This is a genomic window from Variovorax sp. dw_954 (genome assembly GCF_018449755.1).
Classification (GTDB): Bacteria; Pseudomonadota; Gammaproteobacteria; order Burkholderiales; family Burkholderiaceae_C; genus Variovorax.
The window spans coordinates 255930-281899 of sequence record NZ_JAAVVD010000003.1; the positions used below are offsets into that span (position 1 = coordinate 255930).

At 65.6% G+C, this 25970-nt stretch carries 24 protein-coding genes; 21 read left to right on the forward strand and 3 right to left on the reverse strand.

The window, feature by feature from the left end; all coding sequences use genetic code 11:
• Positions 1–19: 19 nt before the first annotated feature.
• From HB681_RS07310 to HB681_RS07390, 17 genes are all read left to right on the forward strand, one after another.
• On the forward strand, positions 20–1360 hold the full coding sequence (locus HB681_RS07310; protein ID WP_213954130.1) for an aromatic ring-hydroxylating dioxygenase subunit alpha: 1341 nt from the start codon (positions 20–22) through the stop codon (positions 1358–1360).
• Complete coding sequence (locus HB681_RS07315) at positions 1357–1839, forward strand: aromatic-ring-hydroxylating dioxygenase subunit beta (protein WP_213954131.1); 483 nt, start codon at positions 1357–1359, stop codon at positions 1837–1839. The genes HB681_RS07310 and HB681_RS07315 overlap by 4 nt, the downstream gene beginning before the upstream one ends.
• An 8-nt stretch (positions 1840–1847) precedes the next feature.
• Positions 1848–3464 (forward strand): AMP-binding protein, encoded by a 1617-nt coding sequence (locus HB681_RS07320; RefSeq protein WP_213954132.1) that lies wholly within the window; start codon positions 1848–1850, stop codon positions 3462–3464.
• Positions 3465–3543: 79 nt separating this feature from the next.
• The gene (locus HB681_RS07325) at positions 3544–4713 is read left to right on the forward strand and encodes a thiolase family protein (RefSeq protein WP_213954133.1); all 1170 of its coding nucleotides are present in this window, start codon (positions 3544–3546) and stop codon (positions 4711–4713) included.
• The gene (locus HB681_RS07330) at positions 4710–5963 is read left to right on the forward strand and encodes an SDR family NAD(P)-dependent oxidoreductase (protein ID WP_213954134.1); all 1254 of its coding nucleotides are present in this window, start codon (positions 4710–4712) and stop codon (positions 5961–5963) included. The genes HB681_RS07325 and HB681_RS07330 overlap by 4 nt, the downstream gene beginning before the upstream one ends.
• 18 nt (positions 5964–5981) lie before the next feature.
• Positions 5982–6785, forward strand: coding sequence for a cyclase family protein (locus HB681_RS07335; protein WP_213954135.1), 804 nt, complete (start codon positions 5982–5984; stop codon positions 6783–6785).
• A 3-nt stretch (positions 6786–6788) separates the two neighbouring features.
• The gene (locus HB681_RS07340; protein ID WP_213954136.1) at positions 6789–7517 is read left to right on the forward strand and encodes an SDR family oxidoreductase; all 729 of its coding nucleotides are present in this window, start codon (positions 6789–6791) and stop codon (positions 7515–7517) included.
• A 112-nt stretch (positions 7518–7629) separates the two neighbouring features.
• Positions 7630–8787, forward strand: a complete 1158-nt coding sequence (locus tag HB681_RS07345; RefSeq protein WP_213954137.1) for an ABC transporter substrate-binding protein — start codon at positions 7630–7632, stop codon at positions 8785–8787.
• 2 nt (positions 8788–8789) lie between these two features.
• Entirely contained in the window at positions 8790–9932 is a 1143-nt protein-coding gene (locus HB681_RS07350) for an ABC transporter substrate-binding protein (protein ID WP_213954138.1), read from the forward strand.
• A gap of 244 nt (positions 9933–10176) precedes the next feature.
• Positions 10177–11499 (forward strand): aromatic ring-hydroxylating dioxygenase subunit alpha, encoded by a 1323-nt coding sequence (locus tag HB681_RS07355; protein ID WP_213954139.1) that lies wholly within the window; start codon positions 10177–10179, stop codon positions 11497–11499.
• Positions 11496–11999, forward strand: a complete 504-nt coding sequence (locus tag HB681_RS07360) for an aromatic-ring-hydroxylating dioxygenase subunit beta (protein WP_256734847.1) — start codon at positions 11496–11498, stop codon at positions 11997–11999. Before HB681_RS07355 ends, HB681_RS07360 begins: the two co-directional genes overlap by 4 nt.
• Before the next feature lie 41 nt (positions 12000–12040).
• On the forward strand, positions 12041–13198 hold the full coding sequence (locus HB681_RS07365; RefSeq protein WP_213954140.1) for an ABC transporter substrate-binding protein: 1158 nt from the start codon (positions 12041–12043) through the stop codon (positions 13196–13198).
• A 37-nt stretch (positions 13199–13235) separates the two neighbouring features.
• Positions 13236–14291: a branched-chain amino acid ABC transporter permease gene (locus tag HB681_RS07370; protein ID WP_213954141.1), complete on the forward strand. Its 1056-nt coding sequence runs from the start codon at positions 13236–13238 to the stop codon at positions 14289–14291.
• A complete protein-coding gene (locus HB681_RS07375) occupies positions 14288–16075 on the forward strand; it encodes a branched-chain amino acid ABC transporter ATP-binding protein/permease (RefSeq protein WP_213954142.1) in 1788 nt (595 codons plus the stop codon). Before HB681_RS07370 ends, HB681_RS07375 begins: the two co-directional genes overlap by 4 nt.
• Positions 16076–16109: 34 nt before the next feature.
• A complete protein-coding gene (locus tag HB681_RS07380) occupies positions 16110–16841 on the forward strand; it encodes an ABC transporter ATP-binding protein (RefSeq protein ID WP_213954143.1) in 732 nt (243 codons plus the stop codon).
• Between the two features lie 27 nt (positions 16842–16868).
• Complete coding sequence (locus HB681_RS07385; RefSeq protein WP_213954144.1) at positions 16869–18458, forward strand: ATP-dependent acyl-CoA ligase; 1590 nt, start codon at positions 16869–16871, stop codon at positions 18456–18458.
• Between the two features lie 5 nt (positions 18459–18463).
• A complete protein-coding gene (locus HB681_RS07390) occupies positions 18464–19234 on the forward strand; it encodes an SDR family NAD(P)-dependent oxidoreductase (protein ID WP_213954145.1) in 771 nt (256 codons plus the stop codon).
• 40 nt (positions 19235–19274) lie between these two features.
• On the opposite strand, the gene HB681_RS07395 is transcribed toward HB681_RS07390, so the two are convergent.
• The 3 genes from HB681_RS07395 to HB681_RS07405 form a co-directional block, all read right to left on the reverse strand.
• Positions 19275–20786 (reverse strand): arylsulfatase, encoded by a 1512-nt coding sequence (locus HB681_RS07395; protein ID WP_213954146.1) that lies wholly within the window; start codon positions 20784–20786, stop codon positions 19275–19277.
• Between the two features lie 171 nt (positions 20787–20957).
• Positions 20958–21104: a hypothetical protein gene (locus tag HB681_RS07400; protein WP_213954147.1), complete on the reverse strand. Its 147-nt coding sequence runs from the start codon at positions 21102–21104 to the stop codon at positions 20958–20960.
• 33 nt (positions 21105–21137) lie between these two features.
• Positions 21138–21821 (reverse strand): GntR family transcriptional regulator, encoded by a 684-nt coding sequence (locus HB681_RS07405; protein WP_213954148.1) that lies wholly within the window; start codon positions 21819–21821, stop codon positions 21138–21140.
• A 235-nt stretch (positions 21822–22056) separates the two neighbouring features.
• Between HB681_RS07405 and HB681_RS07410 the strand changes: the two genes are divergently transcribed.
• From HB681_RS07410 to HB681_RS07425, 4 genes are all read left to right on the forward strand, one after another.
• On the forward strand, positions 22057–22767 hold the full coding sequence (locus HB681_RS07410) for a hypothetical protein (RefSeq protein WP_213954149.1): 711 nt from the start codon (positions 22057–22059) through the stop codon (positions 22765–22767).
• 127 nt (positions 22768–22894) lie between these two features.
• Entirely contained in the window at positions 22895–23905 is a 1011-nt protein-coding gene (locus tag HB681_RS07415) for a TRAP transporter substrate-binding protein (protein ID WP_213954150.1), read from the forward strand.
• Between the two features lie 115 nt (positions 23906–24020).
• The gene (locus HB681_RS07420; protein WP_213954151.1) at positions 24021–24578 is read left to right on the forward strand and encodes a TRAP transporter small permease; all 558 of its coding nucleotides are present in this window, start codon (positions 24021–24023) and stop codon (positions 24576–24578) included.
• A gap of 15 nt (positions 24579–24593) precedes the next feature.
• Positions 24594–25880 carry a TRAP transporter large permease subunit gene (locus tag HB681_RS07425; RefSeq protein WP_213954152.1) on the forward strand — a complete coding sequence of 429 codons (1287 nt, stop codon included), beginning with the start codon at positions 24594–24596 and terminating at the stop codon, positions 25878–25880.
• Positions 25881–25970: the final 90 nt, after the last annotated feature.

The window sequence follows — 25970 nt, forward strand, 5'->3', positions numbered from 1 at the left end:
AGAATTCAGGAGACCCCACATGACGACCTACCGCGGAAATCCCGAAGCGATTCGCGCGCTGGTGCAGCCCGACCGCGTGCACCGCGACCTCTACATCAACCAGGAATTGTTCGACCTGGAGCAGGAACACTTCTTCGCGAACACCTGGAACTACGTCGGCCACGACAGCCAGTTGCCCAAGCCCGGCGACTACATCAGCAACGAGATCGGCGGCCGCCCGCTGATCGTGGTGCGCCACACCGATGGCTCCGTGCGCGTGATGATGAACCGCTGCGCCCACAAGGGCTCGCGCCTCGTCAGCGCGCCCTGCGGCAACACCGGCAAGTTCTTCCGCTGCCCGTATCACGCGTGGACCTTCAAGACCGATGGCTCGCTGCTGTCGATCCCGTTGAAGAACGGCTACGAAGGCACGCAACTGAGCCAGTGCGAATCGTCCAAGGGACTCACGCAGGTGAAGAACGTGCGGCTCTATCGCGGCTTCATCTTCGTCAAGCTGAACGACACGGGCCCGGACTTCGAGGAGTTCTTCGGCGACTCGCTGAGTTCCATCGACAACATGGCCGACCGCTCGCCCGAGGGCGAACTGGAGATCGCCGGCGGCTGCCTGCGCTTCATGCACCAGTGCAACTGGAAGATGTTCATCGAGAACCTTAACGACACCATGCATCCGATGGTGGCGCACGAGTCGTCCGCCGGCACCGCCAAGACCATGTGGTCGGGCAAGCCGGCGGAAGAGCCCAAGCCGATGGCCATCGAGCAGTTCGTGCCCTTCATGTCGGACTACAAGTTCTTCGAGGACATGGGCGTTCGCGTGTTCGACAACGGCCACAGCTTCTCGGGCGTGCACTACAGCATCCACAGCAAGTATTCGGCGATCCCGGAATACGACGCCGCGATGCAGGCCAAGTACGGGCCGGAGCGCACGCAGCAGATCCTGGGCCTCGCTCGGCACAACACGGTGTACTACCCCAACCTCACGATCAAGGGCGCGATCCAATCGATCCGCGTGGTCAAGCCGATCGCGGTCGACAAGACATTGGTCGAGAGCTGGACCTTTCGCCTGAAGGGCGCGCCGCCGGAGTTGCTGCATCGGACCACGATGTACAACCGGCTCATCAATTCGCCTTTCTCCGTCGTCGGCCATGACGACCTGCAGGCCTATCGCGGCATCCAGGCCGGCCTGCACGCCAGTGGCAACGAATGGGTCAGCCTGCATCGCAACTTTGATGCGGCGGAAGTCGACCAGAAGGATGTGACAGCCATCGGCACCAGCGAGATTTCCATGCGCAACCAGTACCGTGCATGGGAACGCCATATGACGGCGAACATGGCGAGCGTGGCGGAGAAGGCCGAAGCATGACCGCTGTTACCCGCCAGGACCTCATCGACTTCGTCGTCCACGAATGCCGCCTGCTCGATGCCAAGCGCTACGAGGAGTGGAACGCGCTCTTCACCGATGACGCCTTCTACTGGTTGCCGCTGGTGCCCGACCAGGAGGACGGCTACCAGCACACCTCGCACATGTACGAGGACAAGCTCCTGCGCGACCTGCGCATCGAGCGCCTGAAAAGCCCGCGTGCCTTTTCGCAGCAGCCGCCGAGCCGCTGCCATCACCTGCTGCAGACGCCGACGGTGGAATCTTTCGACGAGGCGGCCGGCAAGTTCGTTGTGCGCACCGAGTTCCACTACACCGAGTCGCAAGGTGACGAACTGCAGTTCTACGTCGGCACCTTCTTCCATCACCTGACCGTGAGCGACGGCGCGTTGCGCATGACGCTCAAGCGCGTGAATCTTCTCAACTGCGACGCGGCCCTGCCGGCGGTGCAGTTGTTCATCTGATCGAACCAATGAACGCCACTGTCTACGACGTCTTCCGCGCGAGCGCTGCGCGCACGCCGGATGCGGACTTCCTGTTCACCGAATCCGTGACCGCCGCCGCCTACGGCATCGACGCGGGCGCCATCCGCTGGAGCGCTGCCGCTGCCGAAGTAGAGCGCCTGCGCGCTGCGTACCGCGCTGCCGGCTGGGGCCATGGCCACCGCGTCGGCCTGTTGCTGGAAAACCGGCCCGCTTTCATCTTCCACTGGTTTGCGCTCAATGCCTTGGGCGTGAGCGTGGTGCCCATCAATGCGGAGATGCGCTCGGCTGAACTGACCTACCTGATCGGCCACAGCGAGATCGGCCTGGCCGTGACCTTGCCGGAGCGCGCGGCGGACTTGCGTTCCGCCGCGGCGCAGGCCGGCGTGGCCTTCGACACCATGTCAGCCGATGGCGAGGTGCCACACGCGCCCACAGTGCCTCCGCGCATGGACGAACCCGTCGGCGCCGGCACCGAGTGCGGCTTGCTCTACACCTCCGGCACCACCGGCCGGCCCAAGGGCTGCATCCTCGACAACAGCTACTTCCTGCGGGCCGGCGAGTGGTATGCGGCGCTCGATGGCGTGTGCAGCATCCGCCGCGACACGGAGCGCGTCATCACGCCGCTGCCGTTGAACCACATGAACGCGATGGCGTTCTCGACCATGGTCGTGCTGGTGGCCGGCGGCTGCCTGGTGCAGCTGGACCGTTTCCATCCGAAGAGCTGGCTGCAGAGCGCGCGCGAAAGCGGCGCGACCATCGTGCATTACCTGGGCGTGATGCCGGCGATGCTGCTGAGCGCGCCGCCTTCGCCCGCGGACCGGGATCATGCGATCCGCTGGGGCTTCGGTGCCGGCGTGGACCGCAAGAACCACGCACCCTTCGAGCAGCGCTTCGGCTTCCCGCTGGTCGAGGCCTGGGCCATGACCGAGACTGGCGCCGGTGCCTGCGTGATGGCGAACCGCGAGCCACGCCTTGTGGGTAGCAGTTGCTTCGGCCGCCAGCCCGATTTCCTGGAGATCCGGTTGGCCGATGAAGAAGGCCGCGAGGTCGTGGATGACGCGCCGGGCGAGTTGCTGGTGCGTTCGGCCGGTGCCGATCCGCGCCGCTATTTCTTCTCGGGCTACCTGAAGGACGAGGAAGCGACGCGCGAGGCCTGGGCCGATGGCTGGTTCCACACCGGCGACCTGGTGCGCCGGGACGCGGAGGGCAACTTCTTCTTCGTCGATCGCAAGAAGAACGTAATCCGCCGCAGCGGCGAGAACATCTCCGCGGTGGAGGTGGAGAGTGTGCTGAACCAGCACCCGGCCGTGAAGACGTCGGCGGTTGCGGCCACGCCGGACCCGGTGCGGGGCGACGAAGTGCTGGCCTGCATCGTGATGCGTGAAGACGCCACCTCGTCGGCTGAACTCGCGGCCAGCATCGTCGCGCATGCGCTGTCGCAACTGGCCTACTACAAGGCGCCCGGCTATGTCGCCTTCGTCGATGCCTTGCCGCTGACGCCGTCGCAGAAGATCCAGCGCGGGCAACTGAAAGAGCTTGCGCACGCCTTGCCGGGGCAGGCCAATTGCATCGACACGCGGTCGATGAAGAAGAGGCAGGCATGAGCATCGCAGGATCGCTCCAACATGTGAACGCCGCCTTGCGGGGCAGTGAGGACGCGAAGTGCCGGGCGTGGGAGCGCCTATGAGCAAACGCATGTCCTACGAGGGCGTTGCGGTGGCCGTGCCGGTCACCGTGCCCTATTTGCGCTACTCCACCCGCACCGCCCACTGGTTCATCGGCCACGCGGTCGATGCACTGGTCAAGGCCAGCGGTCTCAAGAAGGAGCAGATCGACGGCCTGTGCCTGAGCAGCTTCTCGCTGGTGCCCGACACCGCCGTCGGCGTGACGCAGCACCTGGGCCTGTCGCCGCGCTGGCTCGACCATGTGCCGACAGGCGGCGCGTCCGGCGTGATGTGCCTGCGCCGCGCCGCACGCGCCGTCCAGTCGGGCGACGCGGATGTCGTCGCCTGTGTGGCGGCCGACACCAACCATGTCGACTCCTTCCGCCAGACGCTGGGCGCCTTCAGCAACTTCGCGCGCGATGCAACCTATCCCTACGGCGCCGGCGGACCCAACTCGATCTTCGCCTTCATCACGGCGAACTACATGCGCACCTACGGCGCGAAGCGCGAGGACTTCGGCCGCATCGCCGTCGACCAGCGCACGAACGCGCTCGGCAACCCGCACGCGATGTTCAGGAAGCCATTGACGCTCGACGAGTACATGGCCGCGCGGCCGATCTCGGACCCGATCCACCTGTTCGACTGCGTGATGCCCTGCGCCGGCGCGGAAGCCTTCCTCGTGATGAGCGAGGAACGGGCACGCGACCTGGGCTTGCCGCACGCCATGATCCGCGGCGCCATCGAGCGTCACAACGCCTTCAGCGAAGACCCGGTGATGACGCGCGGCGGCTGGCGCGTCGACCGCGACGACCTCTATGCGCAAGCCGACATCAAGCCGGAGGCGCTCGACTTCGTGCAGACCTACGACGACTACCCGGTGATCGTGATGATGCAGTTCGAAGACCTGGGCTTTTGCGAGAAGGGCGAGGGCTCGGCCTTCGTGCAGTCGCATGGCATGACCTTCGAAGGCAGCTTTCCCAACAACACAAGCGGGGGCCAGTTGTCAGCAGGGCAGGCTGGCGCGGCGGGCGGCTTCCTGGGCATGACGGAGACGATCCGCCAGCTCACCGATGCCGCCGGGCCACGCGCCGTGAAGGATGCGCAACTCGGCCTCGTCGCCGGCTTCGGCATGGTGACCTACGACCGCTGCCTTTGTACCGGCGCAGTCATCCTCGGGAGACCCGCATGACGATGCCCCTGATGCGCCCCAAGCGCAAGAACCCCGTCCTGCGCACGCGGCAGATGAACCTGCCGCCCTGGGCACGCGGCCGCGTCGCCCTCGGCATCACCGCTGCTGCGGCCGAAGGGCGATTCGAACTGCAGGAGTGCCAAGAGTGCGGGACCGTGCAGTACCCGCCGCGCGAGGCCTGCCACAAGTGCCTGTCGGCTGCACTGCGCTGGCGTGAGCAGTCGGGCGAAGGCAACCTGCTGGCCACCACCACGCTGCATCACAGCAACGACATGTACTTCCGCGAACGCCTGCCCTGGCGCCTCGGCCTCGTGCATCTGGACGCCGGCCCGACGCTGATGGTCCACATGCACGGCGAGGTCGGCGATGCGCCCACGCGCGTGCGCGTCGGCGCCCGGCTGGATCGGGCAGGACAAGCGGTATTGATTGGATTTCCGAACGAAGGGAGCGCCCATATGGCCGACGACAAGATGCTGCGTGAGATGACCAGCGACCCGAAATTCCGCAAGGTGCTGGTGACCGACGGCAAGACCGAAGTGGGGCAGGCCCTGGTCCGTGCGCTGGTCAAGGCCGGCGCCGACATCGTCTGGGTCGGCCATGCCGAACCGTGGAAGAAGACGGGCGGGCTGGAAGACATCACCGCGATGCCGCAGGTGACCCTGGTACCGCTCGACCTGACGAACGGCCGCTCGGTGACCGAGCTGGCCGGCGAGATCGGCGGCAAGGTCGACATCGTGATCAACAACGCCGAAGTGCATCGCACCTTCGGCATCGGCGCGCGGCGCGGCACCGATGTGGCCAAGGCCGAGATGGACATCAACTACTTCGGCCTGCTGCGCCTGGCGCAGGAGTTCGGACCGGCATTGAAGGGCCGCTCTGCCGACGGCGAGACGGGCGCGACCGCATGGGTCAACCTGCTGTCGGTGTACGCGCTGAGCAACTTCCCGGCGCATGGCACCTTCAGCGCCTCGAAGGCCGCGGCGTATTCGCTCGCGCAATGCCTGCGCGCCGAGATGCGGCCAGCCGGCATCCGCGTCATCAATGTCTTCCCCGGCCCGATCGACGACGAGTGGAACCAGCATGTGCCACCGCCGAAGCTGCTGTCGGGCACGCTGGCGAACGCCATCGTGAAGGCGCTACGCGATGGCGTCGAGGACGTGTATCCCGGCGACGTGGCGCAGGAGTGGCTGGAGCGCTGGCGCGACAACCCGAAGGTTCTCGAACGTGAGCTGGCCACCAACGGCGGCTGAGACAAGGAAAGAAGTTCAATGACGACAAGCACCCTCGCATCCGCCGCCGAACTGCTCGGCGGCCTGGTGAGCGCCATGGCCACCGGACGCATCCGCGTGGTCGACCTCACGCAAACGCTCACGCCCGAATTCCCGCAGATCGCGCTGCCGCCCGAGATGGGCCAGTGCTGGCCCTTCCGCATCGAGGAGGTCTCGCACTACGACGAGCGCGGCCCGGGCTGGTACTGGAACAACTTCTCCTGCGGCGAGCACACCGGCACGCACTTCGACGCGCCCATCCACTGGATTTCCGGCAAGGACCTGCCGAACAACTCGGTCGACACGATTCCCGCGCAGCACTTCGTCGCGCCGGCCCGCGTGATCGACTGCTCGGAACAGGTGAAGGCCAACCACGACTACCTGATGACGGTCGAGGACATCGAGCGCTACGAAGCCGCGCATGGCCGCATCCCCAAGGGCGCATGGGTGCTGATGCGCACCGACTGGTCGCAACGCCAGGACCCCGAGGCCTACCAGAACTTCGACGAGACCGGACAGCACACACCGGGCCCGAGTTCCGAGGCGGTGCGCTTCATGGTCGAGCAGCGCGACGTGCTCGGCTTCGGCTCCGAGGCCATCGGCACCGATGCGGGGCAGGGCTATCACCTGCGTCCGCCGTACCCCTGTCACTACTACATGCACGGCGCGGGACGCTACGGCCTGCAGTGCCTCTGCAACCTCGATCTGCTGCCGCCTGCGGGCGCGGTGCTGATCTGCCCGCCGCTCAAGATCCAGAAGGGCAGCGGCAGCCCCTTGCGCGTGCTGGCGCTGGTGGAGGGCTGAACCATGACCATCCGCAAGGTTGCAGCAGTCACCGGCGGCAGCGCCGGCATCGGCAAGGCCATCTGCGAGGACCTGCTCGCCAGGGACTATGAAGTCATCTCGCTCGCGCGCCGCAAGAGCGACATCGTGCATCCGAAGATGCACAGCATCGAGGTCGACCTGATGGACCGCGCGGCCACCGGCCAGGCAGTGCACCAGTTGGCGCACCAGTTCGACGTGAACACGGTGGTGCACAACGCCGGCGTGATCCGCGCCGCCTTGCTGGCCGATGTGAAACTCGACGACCTGGATGCGCTGGTCGACCTGCACCTCGGCTGCGCCATCCAGCTGGTGCAGGCCACGCTGCCGACGATGCGGACACAGCGCTTCGGCCGCGTGGTGCTGCTGTCGTCGCGCGCCGCGGTCGGCCTGGCCACGCGCACCAGCTACTCCGCGACCAAGGCCGGCATGCTGGGCATGGCGCGCACCTGGGCGCTGGAACTGGCGCCGGAAGGCATCACCGTCAACGTTGTCGCGCCGGGTCCGATTCGCACCGACATGTTCTTTGACGTGGTGCAGGAGGGCAGCGACAAGGAACGCGCGCTTGCAGCATCGGTGCCGGTCAAGCGACTCGGCGAATCGGCCGACGTGGCCCGCGCGGTGAGTTTCTTCGCCGACCCGGCCAACAGCTTCGTGACCGGGCAGGTGCTGTACGTCTGCGGCGGCACCAGCGTCGGCAGCCTCGCGCTCTAGCGGTAGTTCCTCTTGTGGCCCGCGAATTGCTTCGTTAATATTGTTTAGAGCTAAACAATTTACAAATCATATTGTTGTGCATTTTCCGTTCGACCTCCACCCAAGGAACGCCATGAAATCCTCATCCCGCCTCTGCATCCGAACTGGCCTGGCGCTGGGCCTCGGCGCGCTTGCCGTCGCCAATGCTTTTGCGGCCGACCTCAAGGTCGGCTTCATCACCTCGCTCTCGGGCCCGGTGTCCTCGCTGGGCATCCCTTATGAAAAGGGCATCAAGGCCGGCATGGCCTACAAGTCGGAAGTGGCGGGCCACAAGATCACGATGGTGCAGCTCGACGACGCGTCCGATCCGACGACGGCCGCACGCAATGCCCGCAAGATGATCGAGGAAGACAAGGTCGACTTGATCATCGGCACGGCCGGTTCGCCGGGTGCGCTGGCCATCGCGGCCGTGGCGCGCGAGACGAAGACGCCGCTGATCTCGATTGCCAACGCCAACCTGCCGGGCGAGGAGGGCGCGTGGATGGTCACGCTGCCGCAGCCCGCGCCGCTGATGGTGAGCGCGGTGGTCGAGCGGATGAAGAAGTCGGGCGTGAAGACGGTCGGCTACATCGGCTTCTCGGACGCGTGGGGCGACCTGGTCTACGACGCGCTGAACAAGAGCGCCGAGCCGGCCGGCATCAAGGTGGTGAGCAACGAGCGCTATGCGCGTTCGGATACCTCGGTGGCAGGGCAGGTGCTGAAGATCGTCGCATTGCGGCCCGACGCCGTCATCACCGGCACCTCGGGCACGCCCGGCGCGCTGCCCTACCTGGCGCTGACCGATCGTGGCTACAAGGGCCAGATCTACGGCACGCATGCCTTGATCAACCCCGACTTCGTGCGCGTGGGCGGGCCGTCGGTCGACGGACTGCTGGCGCCTACGGGGCCTGTGATCGTGGCCGAGCAGTTGCCCGAAGGCAATCCGATGCGCAAGGTGTCGATGGACTTCCGCGCGGCCTACCAGAAGGCCAACGGCGCGGCACCGACTGATGCGTTCTCCGCCTATTCCTTCGACGGCTGGCTGGTGATGCTCGATGCGGCTTCGCGCACCAAGGGCGAGCCGGGCACACCGCAATACCGGGTGGCCTTGCGCGATGCGATCGTGAGCACGAAGGAGTTGGTGGGCACGCACAGCGTCTACAACTTCAAGCCGGACAACCGCTACGGGTCGGACGAGCGCTCGCGCGTGATCGTCAAGCTTGAAAAGGGCCAGTGGAAGCTGGTGCCGTGACCATGAAACAACCTGCACGCCTGTTCGTTGCCGCTGCGCTGGCGCTGGGCGTGGCGCAGGCCTTTGCGGCGGACCTGAAGATCGGCTTGGTCAGTTCGCTGTCGGGGCCGGTCGCAGCGCTCGGCATTCCGTATGAGAAGGGCATTCGCGCGGCTATCGCGGAGCATCCGACGATCGGCGGCCGCAAGGTCGAGCTGATCGTGCTGGACGATGCGTCGGACCCGACGACCGCCGGGCGCAATGCGCGCAAGCTGGTGGTGGACGACAAGGTGGACGTGCTGATCGGCACCTCGGGCGTGCCGGGTGCGATGGCGATCGCGGCGGTGGCGAACGAGCTGAACACGCCGTTGATCTCGCCGACGCCGGTGGTCATTCCAGGCCCCGAGGGTGCATGGACGGTGACGGTGTCGCAGCCGTTTCCGCTGATGGTGGCGGCGGTGGTGGAGCGCATGAAGAAGCAGGGAGTGAAGACGGTGGCCTTCATCGGTTTCTCCGATGCGCTGGGCGACCTGGCTTATGACTCGCTGGTGAAGAGCGCGGAGCCGGCCGGCATCAAGATCGTCGCGAACGAGCGTTATGCGCGGTCGGACTCATCGGTGGCGGGGCAGGTGTTGAAGATCGTGGCGCAGCGGCCGGACGCGGTGTTCGCGGGGAACTCGGGGACGCCGGGGGCGCTGCCTTATCTGGCATTGGCGGAGCGGGGCTACAAGGGGCAGATCTACGGGACGCATGGGCTGATCAACGCGGATTTCGTGCGGGTGGGTGGTGCATCGATCGAGGGCTTGCAGGTGCCGAGCGGGCCGGTGCTGGTGGCGGACCAACTGCCGGACGCCAACCCGATCAAGAAGGTGTCGATGGGGTTCCGGGCGGCCTACCAGAAGACGAATGGTTCCGTGCCGACGGACGCGTTTTCTTCGTACACCTATGACGCGTACCTGCTACTGGCGGATGCTGCGTCGCGCGTGAAGGTGGAGCCGGGAACGCCGCAGTATCGTGCGGCCCTGCGCGATGCGATCGTGAGTACGAAGGAGCTGGTGGGGACGCACGGGGTCTACAACTTCAAGCCGGACAACCGGTATGGGTCGGACCAGCGGGCTGTGGTGATCGTGCGGATGGAGAAGGGGCAGTGGAAGCTGGTTCCCTGACTTTTATGTCTACGCCTTCATCCTTGGTTCGGTGTCGTTGGAACGGGCGCCCGTCATGCGGTGCGCGCCGGGTGCCTTCACTGTGCCGGCCGCTTCGCGGCTCCCCTGCGCTGCTCGGCGGCACAGAGGCGGCACCCGTCGCGCACCGCATGCCGGGCTCAGGGTGTTCAATGGGCGCGCTCGCTGCTGTCGCTCCCGGGTCCGTCGCGCGATCGATCGTCACCGTCACCGGTGTCGCCGCCGCATGAACTACCGCGACCATCCCGACGCGATCCGCGCACTCGTACAGGAGGACCGCGTCCATCGCGACCTGTATCTGAGCGATGAACTGTTCGCGCTGGAGCAGGAGCACTTCTTCGCCAACACCTGGAACTATCTCGGGCATGCGAGCCAAGTGCCGAACGCGGGCGACTTTCTGGCGCAGGACATTGCCGGCAAGCCGCTCTTGATGGTGCGCCAGGCCGATGGCGGCATCCGCGTTTTCTACAACCGCTGCGCGCACAAGGGCACGCAACTGGTCAGCGACACCTGTGGCAACACCGGCAAGTTCTTTCGCTGTCCGTACCACGCATGGACCTACAAGCTCGACGGGTCGCCGCTCGCGATCCCGATCAAGAGCGGGTACGAAGGCACGCGGCTGAAGGAATGCGAGTCGGGGCAGGGGCTGACCGCGGTGACGCATGTGGCCGTGTATCGCGAGTTCGTGTTCGTGCGGCTCGGGGATGACGGGCCGGGCTTCGAGGACTACTTCGGCGAGGTGCTGCGCGCCATCGACAACATGGTCGATCGCTCGCCAGAAGGCAAGCTCACGCTGGCCGGCGGTGCGATGCGCAACATCATCCATTGCAACTGGAAGATGTACCTCGAGAACATCAACGACACGGTGCATCCGATGTCGACGCACGAGTCGGCCACGCGGGCGGCCAACACGGTGTGGAAAGACCGCGCGGCCGATGAGCCCAAGCCGATGGCGATGGAGCAGATCCTGCCGTTCGGCTCGGGCTACGATTTCTTCGACAAGATGGGCGGACGGGTGTTCGCGCATGGGCACAGCGTGCTGGGGATCAACTTCAGCATCCATTCCAACTATGCGCAACTGCCCGACTATGAAGCGGCGATGCGCGCGGCCCACGGCGCGGAGCGCGCAACCGAGATCCTGCAGCGCTCGCCGCAGAACTCGGTGCTGTTTCCGAGCCTGTCGGTGAAGGGCTCGCCGCAAGCCATCCGCGTGATCCGGCCGCTGGCCGCGAACCGCACGCTGGTGGAGGCCTACGCGTTTCGTGCGGCCGGTGCGCCGGATGTGCTGTTCGAGCGCGCCATGAGCTACAACCGGCTCGTGTTCTCGCCGATGTCGATGGTCGCGCATGACGACGTGCATCTGTTCGAGAGCATGCAGCAAGGGCTGCGCGCCGAAGGCAACGAATGGGTGAGCCTGCATCGCGACTTCAAGGCCGGCGAATTCGATGTGGCCACGCAGGACACCAACGGCACCAACGAACTGCTGATGCGCAACCAGTTCCGTGCCTGGGCGCACTTCATGACGCTGGGCATGGAGGCGGCAGCTTGAACACCGTTGCGGCCCCCCAGACCTTCGATGAGACATCGCTGCGTGGCTTCGTCGCGCAAGAGGCCGCATTGCTCGACGAACGGCGCTTCGACGAATGGCTCGACCTGTTCGCCGACGACGGCCGCTACTGGGTGCCGCTGCTCGGCCGCATGCAGCAGGACCCGCACTCGCACAACTCGCTTGCCTATGAAGACAAGCTGCTGCTCCAGTTGCGCATCGAGCGACTGAAAGATCCGCGCGCGCATTCGCAGCATCCGCCCAGCCATTGCCAGCATGTGCTGCAGGCGGCCACCATCGAGCGCATCGATGTGGACGCGGGCACGGCCATGCTGCGCACACCCTTCCTCTACCTCGAGGCGCGCGGCGAGCAGCAACTGATGCTCGCCGGCAGCTACCAGCACATGCTGGTTCGCACCGCCAACGGTTTGCGCATCCGGCAGAAGCGCGTGGACCTGCTCGGTGCCGAGCGCGCCTTGCCGGCCGTGCAACTGTTCATCTGAATCCTGATTTTCCGAACCCCAACCCCACGAGGAGTTTTTCAATGAATCGCTTGATGCAGACCCTGACCCGCAGCGCGGTGGCGGCGGCCGTGATGACCGTGTTCGCCGCGAGCGCGCTGGCGGCCGATCTGAAGGTCGGGCTCAGCGTTTCGCTGTCCGGCCCCAATTCGTCGCTCGGCGTGCCTTACTCGAAGGGCATGGCGGCCGCGCAGGCCTACAAGAGCGAGATCAACGGGCACAAGGTGCAGCTCATCGTGCTCGACGACGGCTCCGACCCGACCACGGCCGGCCGCAATGCGCGCAAGCTGATCGAGGAAGAGAAGTGCGACGTGATCATGGGCACTTCGGGCGTGCCGGCCGCCATCGCGATGGCGCAGGTGGCCAAGGAAACGAAGACGCCGATGATCGGGCTCACGCCCATCCTGCTCGACGCGGCCGACAACCCCTGGGTCGTGACGGTCGCGCAGCCAACGCAGCTCATGATCGACGCGGTGGTCGAGCGCATGAAGCGCAACAACGTGAAGACGGTCGGCTACATCGGCTTCACCGATGCCTGGGGCGACCTGGTCTACACCGCGCTGATGAAGGCCGCGCCCAAGGCCGGCATCACGGTGGTGAGCAACGAGCGTTATGCACGCGCCGACGCATCGGTCACCGGCCAGGTGCTGAAGATCGTCGCGCTCAAGCCCGATGCAGTGATGACCGGCGGCGCGGGCACGCCCGGCGCGCTGCCCTTCCTCGCGTTGCAGGAGCGCGGCTACAAGGGCGGCGTGTACGGGCAGCATGGCCTGATCAACCCGGACTTCGTGCGTGTCGTCGGCGCAGCGGGGCAGGGCGCGCTGATGCCCACCGGGCCGATCATCGTCGCCGAGCAACTGCCGGACAACCATCCGACGAAGAAGATCGGACTGGACTTCCGCGCCGTCTTCCAGAAGGTCAACAACGCGCCGACGACCGATGCGTTCTCGGCCTATTCCTTTGATGGCTGGCTGGTGTTCGCCGATGCTGCCGCGCGCGCCAAGGGCGAGCCGGGCACGCCGGAGTTCCGCGTGGCGCTGCGCGATGCGATCTTCAGCACCAAGGAAGTGGTGGGGACGCACGGCGTCTACACCTTCAAGCCGGGCGATATCTCAGGTGTGGACGAACGCGCACGCGTGATCGTCAAACTTGAAGACGGCAAGTGGAAGCTGGCGCCCTGATGAACGCTGCTGAAACACAGATCGGGAAGGCGCTTCAATGACTTGGGACGTGGCTCTCATCCTGGGCATCGACGGTTTGGCCAACGGTGCCGTCTACCTGCTGGCCGGCCTCGGACTGGTGCTGATCTTCTCGGTGACGCGTGTGGTGTTCGTGCCCTTCGGCGACGTGGCCGCGTTCGCGGCGTTGACGCTGGCGGCCTTCGAGACCGGCCGCACGCCGCCGACCATTGGGCTGGTGCTGACGCTTGCCGTGCTGGCCACGCTGACCGAGGTCGGCAGCCTGGTGCGGCGCGGCGAATACGCGCGAATCCCCAAGGCAGTGGCGGCATGGGGATTGCTCCCCGCGGTGCCCTGCCTGCTGGCCTGGCTGGCCGCGCGCGCAGGCATGCCGGCGGCGCTGCAGATCGCGGCCTCGGTGCTGCTGGTGGTGCCCATCGCGCCGCTGCTGGCGCGGGTGGTGTTCCAGCCGATCGCGGATGCTTCGGTGCTGGTGCTGCTCATCGTCTCGTTGGCGCTGCACTTCCTGCTGTCGGGGCTGGGCCTGCTGTTCTTCGGGCCCGAAGGTTCGCGCACGCAACCGCTGGCATCCGGCATGCTCACGCTGGGCGATGGCTTCACGGTGAGCGGGCAGGTGATCCTGATGGTGACCTCGGCCCTCGTGCTCAGCGGCTTGTTCTTCCTGGTGTTCGAGCGCACGGTGGCCGGCAAGGCGCTGCGCGCCACCGCCGTCAATCGCGTGGGCGCGCGGCTCGTGGGCATCCGGCCGGCGCGCACCGCCATGCTGGCCTACGGCTGCGCCTCGCTGCTGGCGGGTCTCATCGGCATCCTGATCGCGCCAGTGACGACGATGTACTACGACTCCGGCTTCATCATCGGCCTGAAGGCTTTCGTGGCCGCGATCATCGGCGGGCTCGTGAGCTATCCGATGACTGCTGTCGGCGCCCTGGCCGTCGGTCTGGTGGAGAGCTTCGCTTCGTTCTGGAGCGGGGCGCTGAAGGATGTGATCGTGTTCAGCCTGCTCATTCCGGTGCTGATGCTGCGTTCGTTCCTCACGTCGCATGTGGAAGAGGATGAAGAGGAGTTGGATCAATGAATCACAAGACCAACTTCCGCTTGTTGATCGGCGTTGTGATTCTTGCCATCGCGGTGGCGCCCCTGCTCCTCGGCAACTTCACCGTGTCGTTGATGAACGACATCGGCATCGGCGCACTCGTGGCCCTGGGGCTGGTGCTGCTGACCGGGGTGGGCGGCGCGACCTCCTTCGGGCAGGCCGCCTTCGTCGGCATCGCAGCCTATGCGACGGCCTGGCTGACGACGGCGCAAGGCATGTCGCCGTGGATCGGGCTGTTGTTCGCGCTGTTGCTGACAGGCTTGTCTGCGCTGGCGATCGGCATGCTCACGCTGCGGCTGGGCGGGCACTTCCTGCCACTGTCGACCATCGCCTGGGGCCTGTCGATCGCGATGCTGTTCGGCAACGTCGATGCGCTGGGCCGCCATACCGGTTTGTCGAACATTCCGCCGTTGAGCGTGGCGGGCTGGTCGTTGGTCGAGCCGCGCGCCATTTACTACCTGATCTGGTTCATCGTTGGCTTGGCGATCCTGTTCAGCTACAACCTGCTGGCATCGCGGCCCGGCCGCGCGATCCGCAGCCTGCGTGGCGGCGCGACGCTGCTGGCCAGCGTAGGCGCGGATGCCTATCGCGTGCGCCTGTCGCTGTTCGTACTGGCGGCCCTGTTCGCGGCACTGGCCGGCTGGTTGTACGCGCACATGAACCGCTTCGTCAGCCCTGCGCCTTTCGACGTCCGGGCCAGCATCGAGTACCTGCTGATGGCGGTGTCTGGCGGGCTCGGGCAACTGGCGGGTGCGGTGGTGGGATCGGGCCTGGTGCTGGTGCTGAAGAACGCGCTTCAGGATGTGCTGCCGATGCTGACGCAGCGCGCCGGCCAGCTCGAATCCATAACCTTCGCGGCGCTGTTCATCCTGCTGGTGCACTTTGCGCGCGGCGGGTTGATGGGCTTCGTGCGCAAGCTGACGCAGGGCCGCTTCGCCGCGCCGCGCCCGGACGAGAAGCTCGCAGCGCCGGTCGAGCCGCTGCCGCATCGCCAGCTACCGGCGCGCGGCACGCGCATCCTGTCGGTCAACGGCGCGGTCAAGCGCTTCGGTGGCCTGGTAGCGGTGAACGAAGTGAGCTTCGACGTGAACGCGGGCGAGATCATCGGGCTGATCGGCCCGAACGGCGCTGGCAAGTCGACGATGTTCAACCTGTTGACCTGCACGCTGCCGATGACAGCCGGACAGGTGCGTTTCCTCGAGCGCGACATCGCGGGCATGCCGCAGCGTGAGGTGGCGCGGCTGGGCCTGGCGCGCACCTTCCAGCATGTGAAGCTGCGTCCGCAGATGAGCCTGCTCGACAACGTCGCGCTCGGCGCCCATTCGCGCACCCAGGCTGGCGTGCTCAAGGCGGGCTTGCGGCTCGACCGCGCGGAGGAACGCCAGATCCTGCAGGAAGCCAAGCGGCAACTGGACCGCATCGGCCTGGGCGACCGCGCGCATGAACTCGCGGGCAGCCTGCCGCTGGGCACGCAACGCATCCTGGAGATCGCGCGCGCACTCGCGGCGGACCCGGTGCTGCTGGTGCTCGACGAACCTGCCGCCGGCCTGCGCCGCAAGGAAAAGATGGCCCTCGGCGACCTGCTGCGCAAGCTGCGCGAGGAAGGCGTGACGATCCTGATCGTCGAACATGACATGGACTTCGTGATGAAACTGGTGGACCGTCTGGTCGTGATGAACTTCGGCTCCAAGCTGGTCGAGGGCGTGCCCTCGGCGGTGCGCGCGGATGAGCGTGTGCAGGCGGCTTATCTGGGGAGCGTGGCATGAGCGAAGCGTCCATCGCGGAACGGGAGGCACTGCAATGACAGCCATGCTGGAGATCGGCGACCTGCATGTGTCCTATGGGCAGGTCGACGCGGTGCGCGGCGTGTCGCTGTCGCTCGAGAAGGGCCAGATCATCTCGGTCATCGGCCCCAACGGCGCGGGCAAGACGACCTTGCTCGCCGCGGCGATGGGCCTGCTGCCTTCCAAGGGCATCCTCAAGTTCGAAGGCGAGGACATGCACGGCCTGGACGTGGAGTCGCGGGTGGAACGCGGCCTCTGCCTCGTGCCGGAAAAACGGGAGCTGTTCGGTGAACTCACCGTACTCGACAACCTGCAACTCGGCGCCTACACCCAGCGCCTGCGCAGCGACGCGCTGAAGAAGCGGCTGCAGTCGGTGTACGACCGCTTTCCGCGCCTGGCCGAACGCAAATCACAGCGCGCCAATACGCTCTCCGGCGGCGAGCGGCAGATGCTCGCGGTCGGCCGCGCGCTGATGTCGGCGCCGCGCCTCCTGATGCTCGACGAGCCCAGCCTCGGCCTCGCGCCGCTGGTGGTGCGCGACATCCTCACCATCGTGCGCAAGCTGCGCGACGATGGCGTGTCGATCCTGCTGGTGGAGCAGAACGCGCGCGCCGCGCTGGAGAGTTCCGACGAAGGCTATGTGCTGGAAACGGGCGAGATCGCGCTGCACGGCGCGTCCCAGGCGCTCGCCGGCGACCCGCGCGTGCAGGCCACCTATCTGGGCGGTGGCACGCATGACGATGACTGATCGACAGGCGATCGCGCGAGGCCGCGCATGAAGGCAACCGAAGCCTTGCACCCGCCCGCTCGCACACTGCCGGCCATGCTGCAAGGCCTCGCAGCGCGCTTCGGCGACAAGCCCCTGCTCTCGATCGCCGGCACGCGCTGGACGCATGCCGAGGCCGCCGGCATCGTGGCCCGCCGCGCAGGTGCACTTCAACGCGCCGGCGTGCAGCGCGGCGACCGCGTGGCGCTCATGTGCGGCAACCGCGTGGAATGCCTCGAAGTGTTCCTGGCGTGCGGATGGATCGGCGCCGTCTCGGTGCCGATCAATACCGCGTCGATGGGCCCGCAGCTCCAGTACTTCCTGGCCAACAGCGGTGCACGCCTGCTGGTCATCGAGGATGTACTGGCCGAAAGATTGCAGACGGCCGACCTGTCGCAAACCGGGCTTGCCTCGATCTGGACCGTGGGCGAGCCCGCGGATGCTGCACAAGGCATCGGCGGTGTCCCCGTTGTCCGCATGCCCGATGACGGCGACGCCGTCGAGGCAGCCGACGTGCAGCCCGGCGACGCGCTCGCCATCCTCTACACCTCCGGCACCACCGGCCCGGCCAAGGGCGTGACCTGCCCGCATGCGCAGTTCCATTGGTGGGGCGCGAATACCGCGCGCATCCTCGGCGTGGGCGCCGACGACGTGTTGTGCACCACGCTCCCGCTCTTCCACATCAACGCCCTCAACACCTTCGCGCAAGCCGCACTCACCGGCGCGGAGGTGGTCTTCGCGCCGCGGTTCTCGGCCTCCGGGTTCTGGCCGGCGATGCAGGCCTGCGGCGCCACGGTGGTGTACCTGCTCGGCGCGATGGTGCCCATCCTGCTGGCGCAGCCCGAAGGCGAGGGCGAGCGGTCGCACCGTGTGCGCATCGGACTCGGCCCCGGCGTTCCCGCGCAGGCCGGTGCGGACTTTCGCCGACGCACCGGCGTGCAACTGCTCGAAGGCTACGGCTCCACCGAGACCAATTTCGTCATCGCCACCCGTCCCGACGCGCCTCGCACCGGCGTCATGGGCTGGCTGCAGCCCGGCTTCGATGCCCGCGTTGCCGACGCGGCCGATGCGGCATTGCCGGATGGCCGGGCCGGTGAATTGCTGCTGCGCGCCGACGAACCCTTCGCCTTCGCCACCGGCTACTTCGACATGCCCGACAAGACCGTGGAGGCGTGGCGCAACCTCTGGTTCCACACCGGCGACCGCGTGGTGCGCGAGCCCGATGGGGCCTTCCGCTTCATCGACCGCATGAAGGACGCGATTCGCCGGCGCGGCGAGAACATCTCCTCGTACGAAGTGGAGCAGGTGCTGCTGAGCCATCCGGCGGTCGCGACCGTCGCGGTGTACCCGGTGCGCTCGGAACTGGCCGAGGACGAAGTCATGGCCTCGCTGATCGTGCAGCCCGGCAGCCGCCTCGACGTGGCCGAACTCGCCAGCTTCTGCGAAGGCCGCCTGCCGTACTTCGCCATCCCTCGCTACATCGACATCGTCGAAGACCTGCCGCGCACCGAGAACGGCAAGGTCCAGAAATTCAAGCTGCGCGAACGCGGCGTGACCGCGACAACCTGGGATCGCGCGCCCACTCCCAGGAACAGATGACCTCCATGCAATCCCTTCACAACCGCCACGCCGTCGTCACGGGCGCGGCGCGCGGCATCGGCGCCGAGATCGCCCGCACGCTCGCGGCCGACGGCGCCAGGCTCACCTTGCTCGGCCGCCAGCGCGAGACTCTGCAACGCCTGGCCGATCAACTCCCCGGCAGCGGCCACTTCATCGCGGTGGCCGACGTGGCCGACCCGGCCTCGGTGGCCGCCGCCTTCGCCGAGGCACGCGCCGCGCTCGGCCCGGTGGCCGTGCTCGTCAACAACGCCGGCCAGGCAGAGAGCGCGCCTTTCCTCAAGACCTCGCTTGAACTCTGGCAGCGCATGCTGGCCGTCAACCTCACCGGCACCTTCCTCTGCGCACAAGCCGCGTTGCCCGACATGCAGCAGGCCCGCTGGGGCCGCATCGTCAACATCGCGAGCACGGCGGGCCAGCGCGGCTATGCCTACGTCGCCGCCTACACGGCCGCCAAGCATGGCGTGGTCGGCCTGACGCGCTCGCTCGCACTCGAAGTCGCGCGCAAGGGCATCACGGTCAACGCCGTGTGCCCGGGCTACACCGACACCGACATCCTGCGCGACAGCGTGGCCAACGTGGTCGCCAAGACCGGGCGCAGCGCCGATGAAGCCATGGCGGAATTCGCGTCCGTCAATCCGCAGCAGCGCATCGTGCAGCCGGGCGAGGTGGCGAATGCGGTGCGCTGGCTGTGTGGCGACGGGGCGGCGTCCGTCACGGGGCAGTCGATATCCGTGTCGGGCGGCGAAGTGATGTGAGATGCTGATGTGAGGTGCGGGCCTTGTGGAAGCTCGCCGTTCAGGTCTTTGGCATCAGCTTTTCGACAACCTGGTCGATGCTGAAGCTCGCCGCCCTTGCGCGAGGCGGGAACTCCTTGAAGCTCTCCAGCCACTTTGCAAGCAGTGGCGGTGCTGCATATTGGAGGAAGATGTTTTCCGTGAACCAGTCGTTGTACTTGAAGCTCTCCTCGCCGCGTTCGAACGGGTCGGAACGCAGGTCGAAGAACTTGGGAATGCGCATCGGCGAAAGCGGCTCGCGCCACACATCCAGCCCCTTGCTGCGCTGCTCCGCGAAGACGACCTTGTAGCGTCCCATGCGCACCGCCATCATGTCGCCGTCGTCACTCCAGTAGAGGAATCCCTGGCGAGGGCATTCTTCTTCCTTGCCCGACAGGAACGGCAGCAGGTTGTAGCCGTCCAGGTGCACCTTGAAGGTCTTCTCGCCGATCTTGTAGCCCTTCTTGACCTTCTCCACGAGTTCGGGCTCGCCACTGGCGGCCGCAAAGGTGGGAATGAAGTCCTGGAGCGAGCAGATGTCATTGATGACACGGCCAGGCTCGATGACGCCTGGCCAGCGCATGACGCAGGGAATGCGCCAGCCGCCTTCCCAGTTGGTGTCCTTTTCGCCGCGGAACGGTGTTGCCCCGCCGTCCGGCCATGACAGGACCTCGGCGCCGTTGTCCGTCGTGAAGACGACGACGGTGTTGTCGGCGACACCCAGGTCATCGAGCTTCTGAAGCAGCTCGCCGACATAGCCGTCGAGCTCGACCATCCCGTCGGGATACAGGCCAAACCCGCTCTTTCCCCTCGATGACTCCTTGAGGTGGGTGAACACGTGCATGCGGGTCGGATTGAAGTAGCAGAACCAGGGCCCGCCTTCCTTCGTCTTGCGGTCCATGAAATCCAGGGCCGCGCCGATGAACTCCTCGTCGACCGTTTCCATGCGCTTGCGCGTGAGCGGGCCGGTGTTCTCGATGACCTGCTTGCCGACCTTGCCGAATTGCTCGTCGACGGTCGCGTCATCCTTGTCGGTCGCCTTGCACCTCATCACGCCGCGCGGGCCAAACCTCTTCCGGAACGCCGGGTCCTTGGGGTAGTTTTCGTACTCGGGCTCTTCCTCGGCGTTGAGGTGATAGAGGTTGCCGAAGAATTCGTCGAAGCCGTGGACGGTCGGGAGATGCTCGTTGCGGTCGCCGAGATGGTTCTTCCCGAATTGGCCCGTGGCATAGCCGAAGCCCTTGAGGAACTCGGCGACCGAAGGGTCCTCGGCGCTCAGCCCCAGCGTCGCCCCGGGCATGCCCACCTTGGTGAGGCCGGTACGGATGGGCGTCTGGCCTGTGATGAAAGCCGCCCGCCCCGCCGTGCAGCTCTGCTGGCCATAGAAGTCGGTGAACATCGCACCCTGCCGGGCAATGCGGTCGATGTTCGGTGTCCGGTAACCCATCACGCCGAGGTTGTAGGCGCTGACGTTGAACCAGCCGATATCGTCGGCCATGATGAACAGGATGTTCGGCTTCGCTGCGGTAGCCATCGGTGCTCCTTTGAGGCTTTGGGGATGAAGGACCGCGGCCATCATCCGCCACGATGGCCCGCCACGGTATCGCACCTTGGTGCAACGGAGCGGCCTGGCGGGTTCCAGTCCCGATGCCGCGTTCAGGTGACTGACGTAGGCGGTCGATGAAAGGACTTCGTACGACGTGAGCTACAGGGCGACTTCGACCGGAACGCCATCGCGGTCCCAGCCGAAGCGCACGCGATCGTGGAACGATTCTGCTTCGGCCAGGAATCCGGCGCGTGCTTCGGTTTCGATCACCTCGTGCGCCGCATCCCATCCAATGCCACGGCGCAAGACGATGCCATGCGCTCCTCACGGGAATCCGCTTCAGGCGGCGTCCAGCACCGATGCCATTTGCGTGACGCAATCCTCGACGTGAGTGAGCAGCGTCTGCTGCGCGCGCTGCCAGTCACGGGCAAGTGCGCTCTCGAGCAGGATGTGGTGCTCGTCGGCCGCCTCCTGGCCCCGGAAGATGGCGGCGATCATCTGGTAGCGCAAGTACTTGTCGCAGATCGACGCGTAGGTCTGCAACAGCAAGGGGGAATCGCATGCGGAGATCAGCGCAACGTGAAAGGCCCAGTCGTACTGGCGCCACGTTTCCGGGGGAGCAGGATCGTTGGCCGCCATCCTCTTTTCCATCGTGGCGAGCTTGTGGTACGCCGCAACCACGCGGCCTTCCCATTCGAGGTCGCCGCGCTGGAATGACTCCTTGAGTCCGTGGCTCTCCAGAAGCAGGCGCATCGATGCCACATCGCGAAGGTCGGCTGACGAGACCGCGCTGACCTGGAAGCCGCGCGCGCCTTCGGCCACGAGCAAACCTTCCGTGGCAAGGCGGCTGAAGAGCTCGCGCAACGTGCCGACGCTGGCGCCGTAAGCCTCTTTCATTCGCTCCAGCGGCAGGCGGCGCCCTGGCGTCAACCGGCCCAGCACGATGTCGGAGCGGATGCGGCGATAGGCGGTCTCGCCGATGGTGGCGCTGTCTGGGGAATCGAGAGAGATGTCGGTTGACACGGGTCGCTCCTGGAGGAGATCGAAGTTGAACACAGTGTTGGAGTCGAACTGCACTGCTGGCAATCAGAGAATACACCGATCATCAAATACATTGCATATCATCAGACGATTCAATAACATTTCGATGTCGCATCTCTGCGGCCCAACGCGGCCGAGGAACGGCAACGGCTCAACGGTCGCCCTCGTGGCAGTGACAACGGAGACTTCATTCCGATGCAAGGTTTGGTACGCGCCCATGTCGCTTATCGGTAAAGCTGCCCTGGCAATGTGGTGGGACATGTCGGACTCGCACCGGTCGGAGTTCGAGCATTGGCATACGCATGAGCACTTTCCGGAGCGGCTTGGCATTCCGGGATTCCGTCGCGTCACGCGCTGGAGGAGCGCCGACGGCGGGGAAGGAATCTTCGTGATGTACGAACTGGATGACTATCAGGTGCTCGCATCGCCGGCGTACGTGGCGCGGCTGAACGCGCCCACGCCATGGTCCCAGAGACTGATGCCGCACCATCGCAATATGGTTCGAAGCCAATGCCGCGTGCTGGAGAGTTGCGGCATCAACCCCGCACAAAACGCCCTCACGATCCGGCTGTCGCCTGCATCCGGCCAAGACCATGCATTGCGCGCCGCGATTGGCCGCATTGCCAGACACATTCCGTTCGAGCCCGGCCTGGCCGGACTTCATCTTCTGCGTCACGAGACGCCACCTGTTCCCGCCACCGAGGAACAGAAGATTCGCGGAAACGCCGACCGGACCGCCGACTGGGTCTTGATTGCTTGCGGCTACGAAGCAGGCGCCTTGCGCGCACTGTCGGAACGCGAACTCAGCAGCGAATCGCTGCTCGAGATGGGCGCTGCCCCGGGAGCAGAACGTGGCTTCTACCAGTTGTCATGTTCGGCCACACCGGTCGACGTCGCCGATGCCCCGGCATTCACGGCCGCGCGCTGATCCGCTCGTGAACCCACGCTACCGACCGACGGCCCTTCGACACGTCAGTCAGAACTTTCTTGTCTCGCGCCACAAAACGCGCCCGGGGCATTCACCCGGTTCATTTCCACCACCAAAGGAGACCTTCATGGCATCGAATCTCTTGAAACTGGCAGGCAGTCTCGCACTGCTAGTCGCCACAACGCTTGTTCAAGCACAGGACGTTCAGGAACGGACCATTCGATTCGGCCACCTGAACAACACCGACCATCCGACCAGTTGGGGTGTCAAGAAGTTCGCCGAGCTCGTTGCAGCCAAGAGCGGCGGCAAGATCACGGTCAAGGAATTCGCAAGCAGCCAACTCGGCAATGAACTGCAACAGCAATCCGCGCTGCAGGGCGGCGTGCAGGAGATGCTCGTAGCGTCCACCACCTCGCTGACAGGTGTCATCAAGGAATTCGGACTCTTCGACTTTCCCTTCCTTTTCAGCAATGCCCAGCAGGCCGATGCAATGGTCGACGGCCCGCTGGGCAAGATGCTCAGCGCGAAACTGGCGGACAAGGGCATCGTCATCCTGGGGTTCTTCGACCTGGGTTTTCGCAATGTCACCAACAGCAAGCGGCCCATCACGAAAGGTGAAGACCTGGACGGACTGAAGCTCCGCGTCATCCCGAATCCGGTGTTCCTGGAGACCTTCAAGACCTTCAAGGCCAACCCGCTCCCGATGCCCTTCGCCGAGCTGTACAACGCCCTCGAAAGCAAGGCCGTGGACGGGGAGGAAAACCCGTATTCGGTGATCCTGTCGAGCAAGTTCTACGAGGTCCAGAAGTACGTCAGTGGTACGAACCACGTGTATGCGACCAATCCGATCCAGATCAGCAGGCGCTTCTGGGACAAGCTGTCGCCGGCGGAGCACAAGCTGCTGCAGGAAGCCGCTACGGAAGCACAGAACTACCAGCGCACGGCGAGCCGCGAAGCCGCTGGAAAAGCGCTGGTCGAACTCCAGGCCAAGGGCATGGCATACAACGCCGTCGCACCTGCCGAGGTGGCCCGCATGCGCACCGAAGTCAAGCCGGTCTACGACAAGTTCTCCGCTTCGTACGACCCGGCCGTGATGACCCTGTTCAAGACCGAACTGGATCGCGTCTCCAAGTTCTGATTCCGGAAAATTTCGAGACGGTTCCAGCCTTGAGTCCTGGAGCCGGTAGTCACCTGGAGGCCCTTTGGCGTCGGCGGAAAGCCGACGCGCCAAAGAGTCCCATCGAGGAGCAGGCATGGTAGTCAAGCTGGTCGATTCTTTCTGTCGGGCGGTCACCGCCCTGATGGCCGTGGCGCTCATGGTCATGGTGGCGCTGGTCTTCGGCAACGTCGTGCTGCGCTACGTCTTCAATTCGTCGATCACGCAGTCCGAGGAAATCTCGCGTTGGCTGTTCGTGTGGATCACCTTCATGGGCTGCGTGGTCGCGCTGCGCGAGCACACCCACCTCGGCACCGACGCCCTGGTGTCGCGTCTTCCGCCCATGGGCAAGAAGATCTGCCTCGTGCTGGGTCACCTGTGCATGCTGTACGTCTGCTACCTGGTGTTCAGGGGCGCGCTGGAACAGACCGCCATCAACATGGACGTGCTGGCGCCTTCCACCCAGTTGCCGATGGCCGTGTTGCACGCAGCCGGCGTGGCTTTCGCGGTGTGCGCATCCATCGTGCTGCTGCTGGACCTGTGGCTGCTGTTCACCGGCCACATGAAAGACGCCGATCTGGTGATGGTCCAGGAGTCCGAAGACCTGGCTGCCCTCAACCGGCCGCATGGCGACGAAGTCACCAAACAACACTGATCCGAGCAAGCCACCATGACACTCACCATCTTCCTCGGGTCGCTGCTGCTGGCGATGGCAATCGGCATTCCGATCTCGTTCGCGCTGCTGGTCAGCGGCGTGGCGCTGATGTGGCACCTGGACATCTTCGAGGCCCAGATCCTTGCGCAGAACCTGCTGGGAGGCGCCGACAACTACCCGCTGCTGGCGGTGCCCTTCTTCCTGCTGGCTGGCGAAATCATGAACGAGGGCGGGCTCTCGAAGCGCATCGTCGAATTCGCGATGGCGCTGGTCGGCCACATTCGTGGCGGTTTGGGCTACGTGACCATCGTCGCGTCGATCATGCTGTCTGCACTGTCGGGCAGCGCCGTGGCCGACGCCGCCGCACTGACCGCCATGCTGCTGCCGATGATGGTGGCCGCCGGCCACGCGCCGCAGCGGGCTGCCGGCCTGATCGCCGCATCCGGCGTGATTGCGCCGGTGCTGCCCCCGTCGATTGGCCTGGTCATTTTCGGCGTCACTGCCAACGTGTCGATCTCCAAGCTGTTCATGGCCGGCATCACGCCCGGCCTGCTGATGGGACTGGCGTTGTGGATCACCTGGGCCATCGTCGCCCGCAACGAAGGCGTGGTGCCGCCGCCGCGCAAGCCGCTGAAGGAACTGCTGGCCACGATGCGCCGCTGTGGCTGGGCGCTGATGCTGCCGGTGATCATCCTGGTCGGCTTGCGCATGGGAGTGTTCACGCCGACCGAAGCCGGCGTGGTGGCCGCGGTTTACGCGCTGTTCGTCGCGACTGTCATCTACCGTGGCCTGAAGCTGTCCCAGCTGTACGGCATCTTCAAGGCGGCGGCCAAGACCACCGCGGTGGTGATGTTCCTGGTGGCCGCAGCCATGGTCTCGGCCTGGCTCATCACTGTGGCGGACCTGCCCGGAAAGGTGGTGGGCATGCTCGAACCCTTCCTAGGCAGCCCCATCACGCTGATGGTGGCGATCATGGTGCTGGTCATGATCGTCGGCACCGCGATGGACATGACGCCGACCATCCTCATCCTCACGCCAGTGCTGATGCCGGTGGTCGTGGCCGCCCACATCGATCCGGTCTACTTTGGCGTCATGTTCATCATGAACAACGCCATCGGGCTGGTCACGCCGCCGGTTGGCGTGGTGCTCAACGTGGTGGCCGGGGTCGGTCGAATGTCAATGGACACCGTGACCAAGGGCGTGATGCCGTTCATGATCGCCCAGTTCCTGATCATGTTCCTGATGGTCTTCTTTCCCTGGCTCGTCACCGGCCCCGCGAAGCTGTTCCACGGCGGTCCCTGAAGCGCCCGCCCGCACGCAAGCAACGGTGGCCGAAGACGAAGCAATTCGGCCTCGACATCGACGGACACAACTCATCTCGATCAGGGAAAT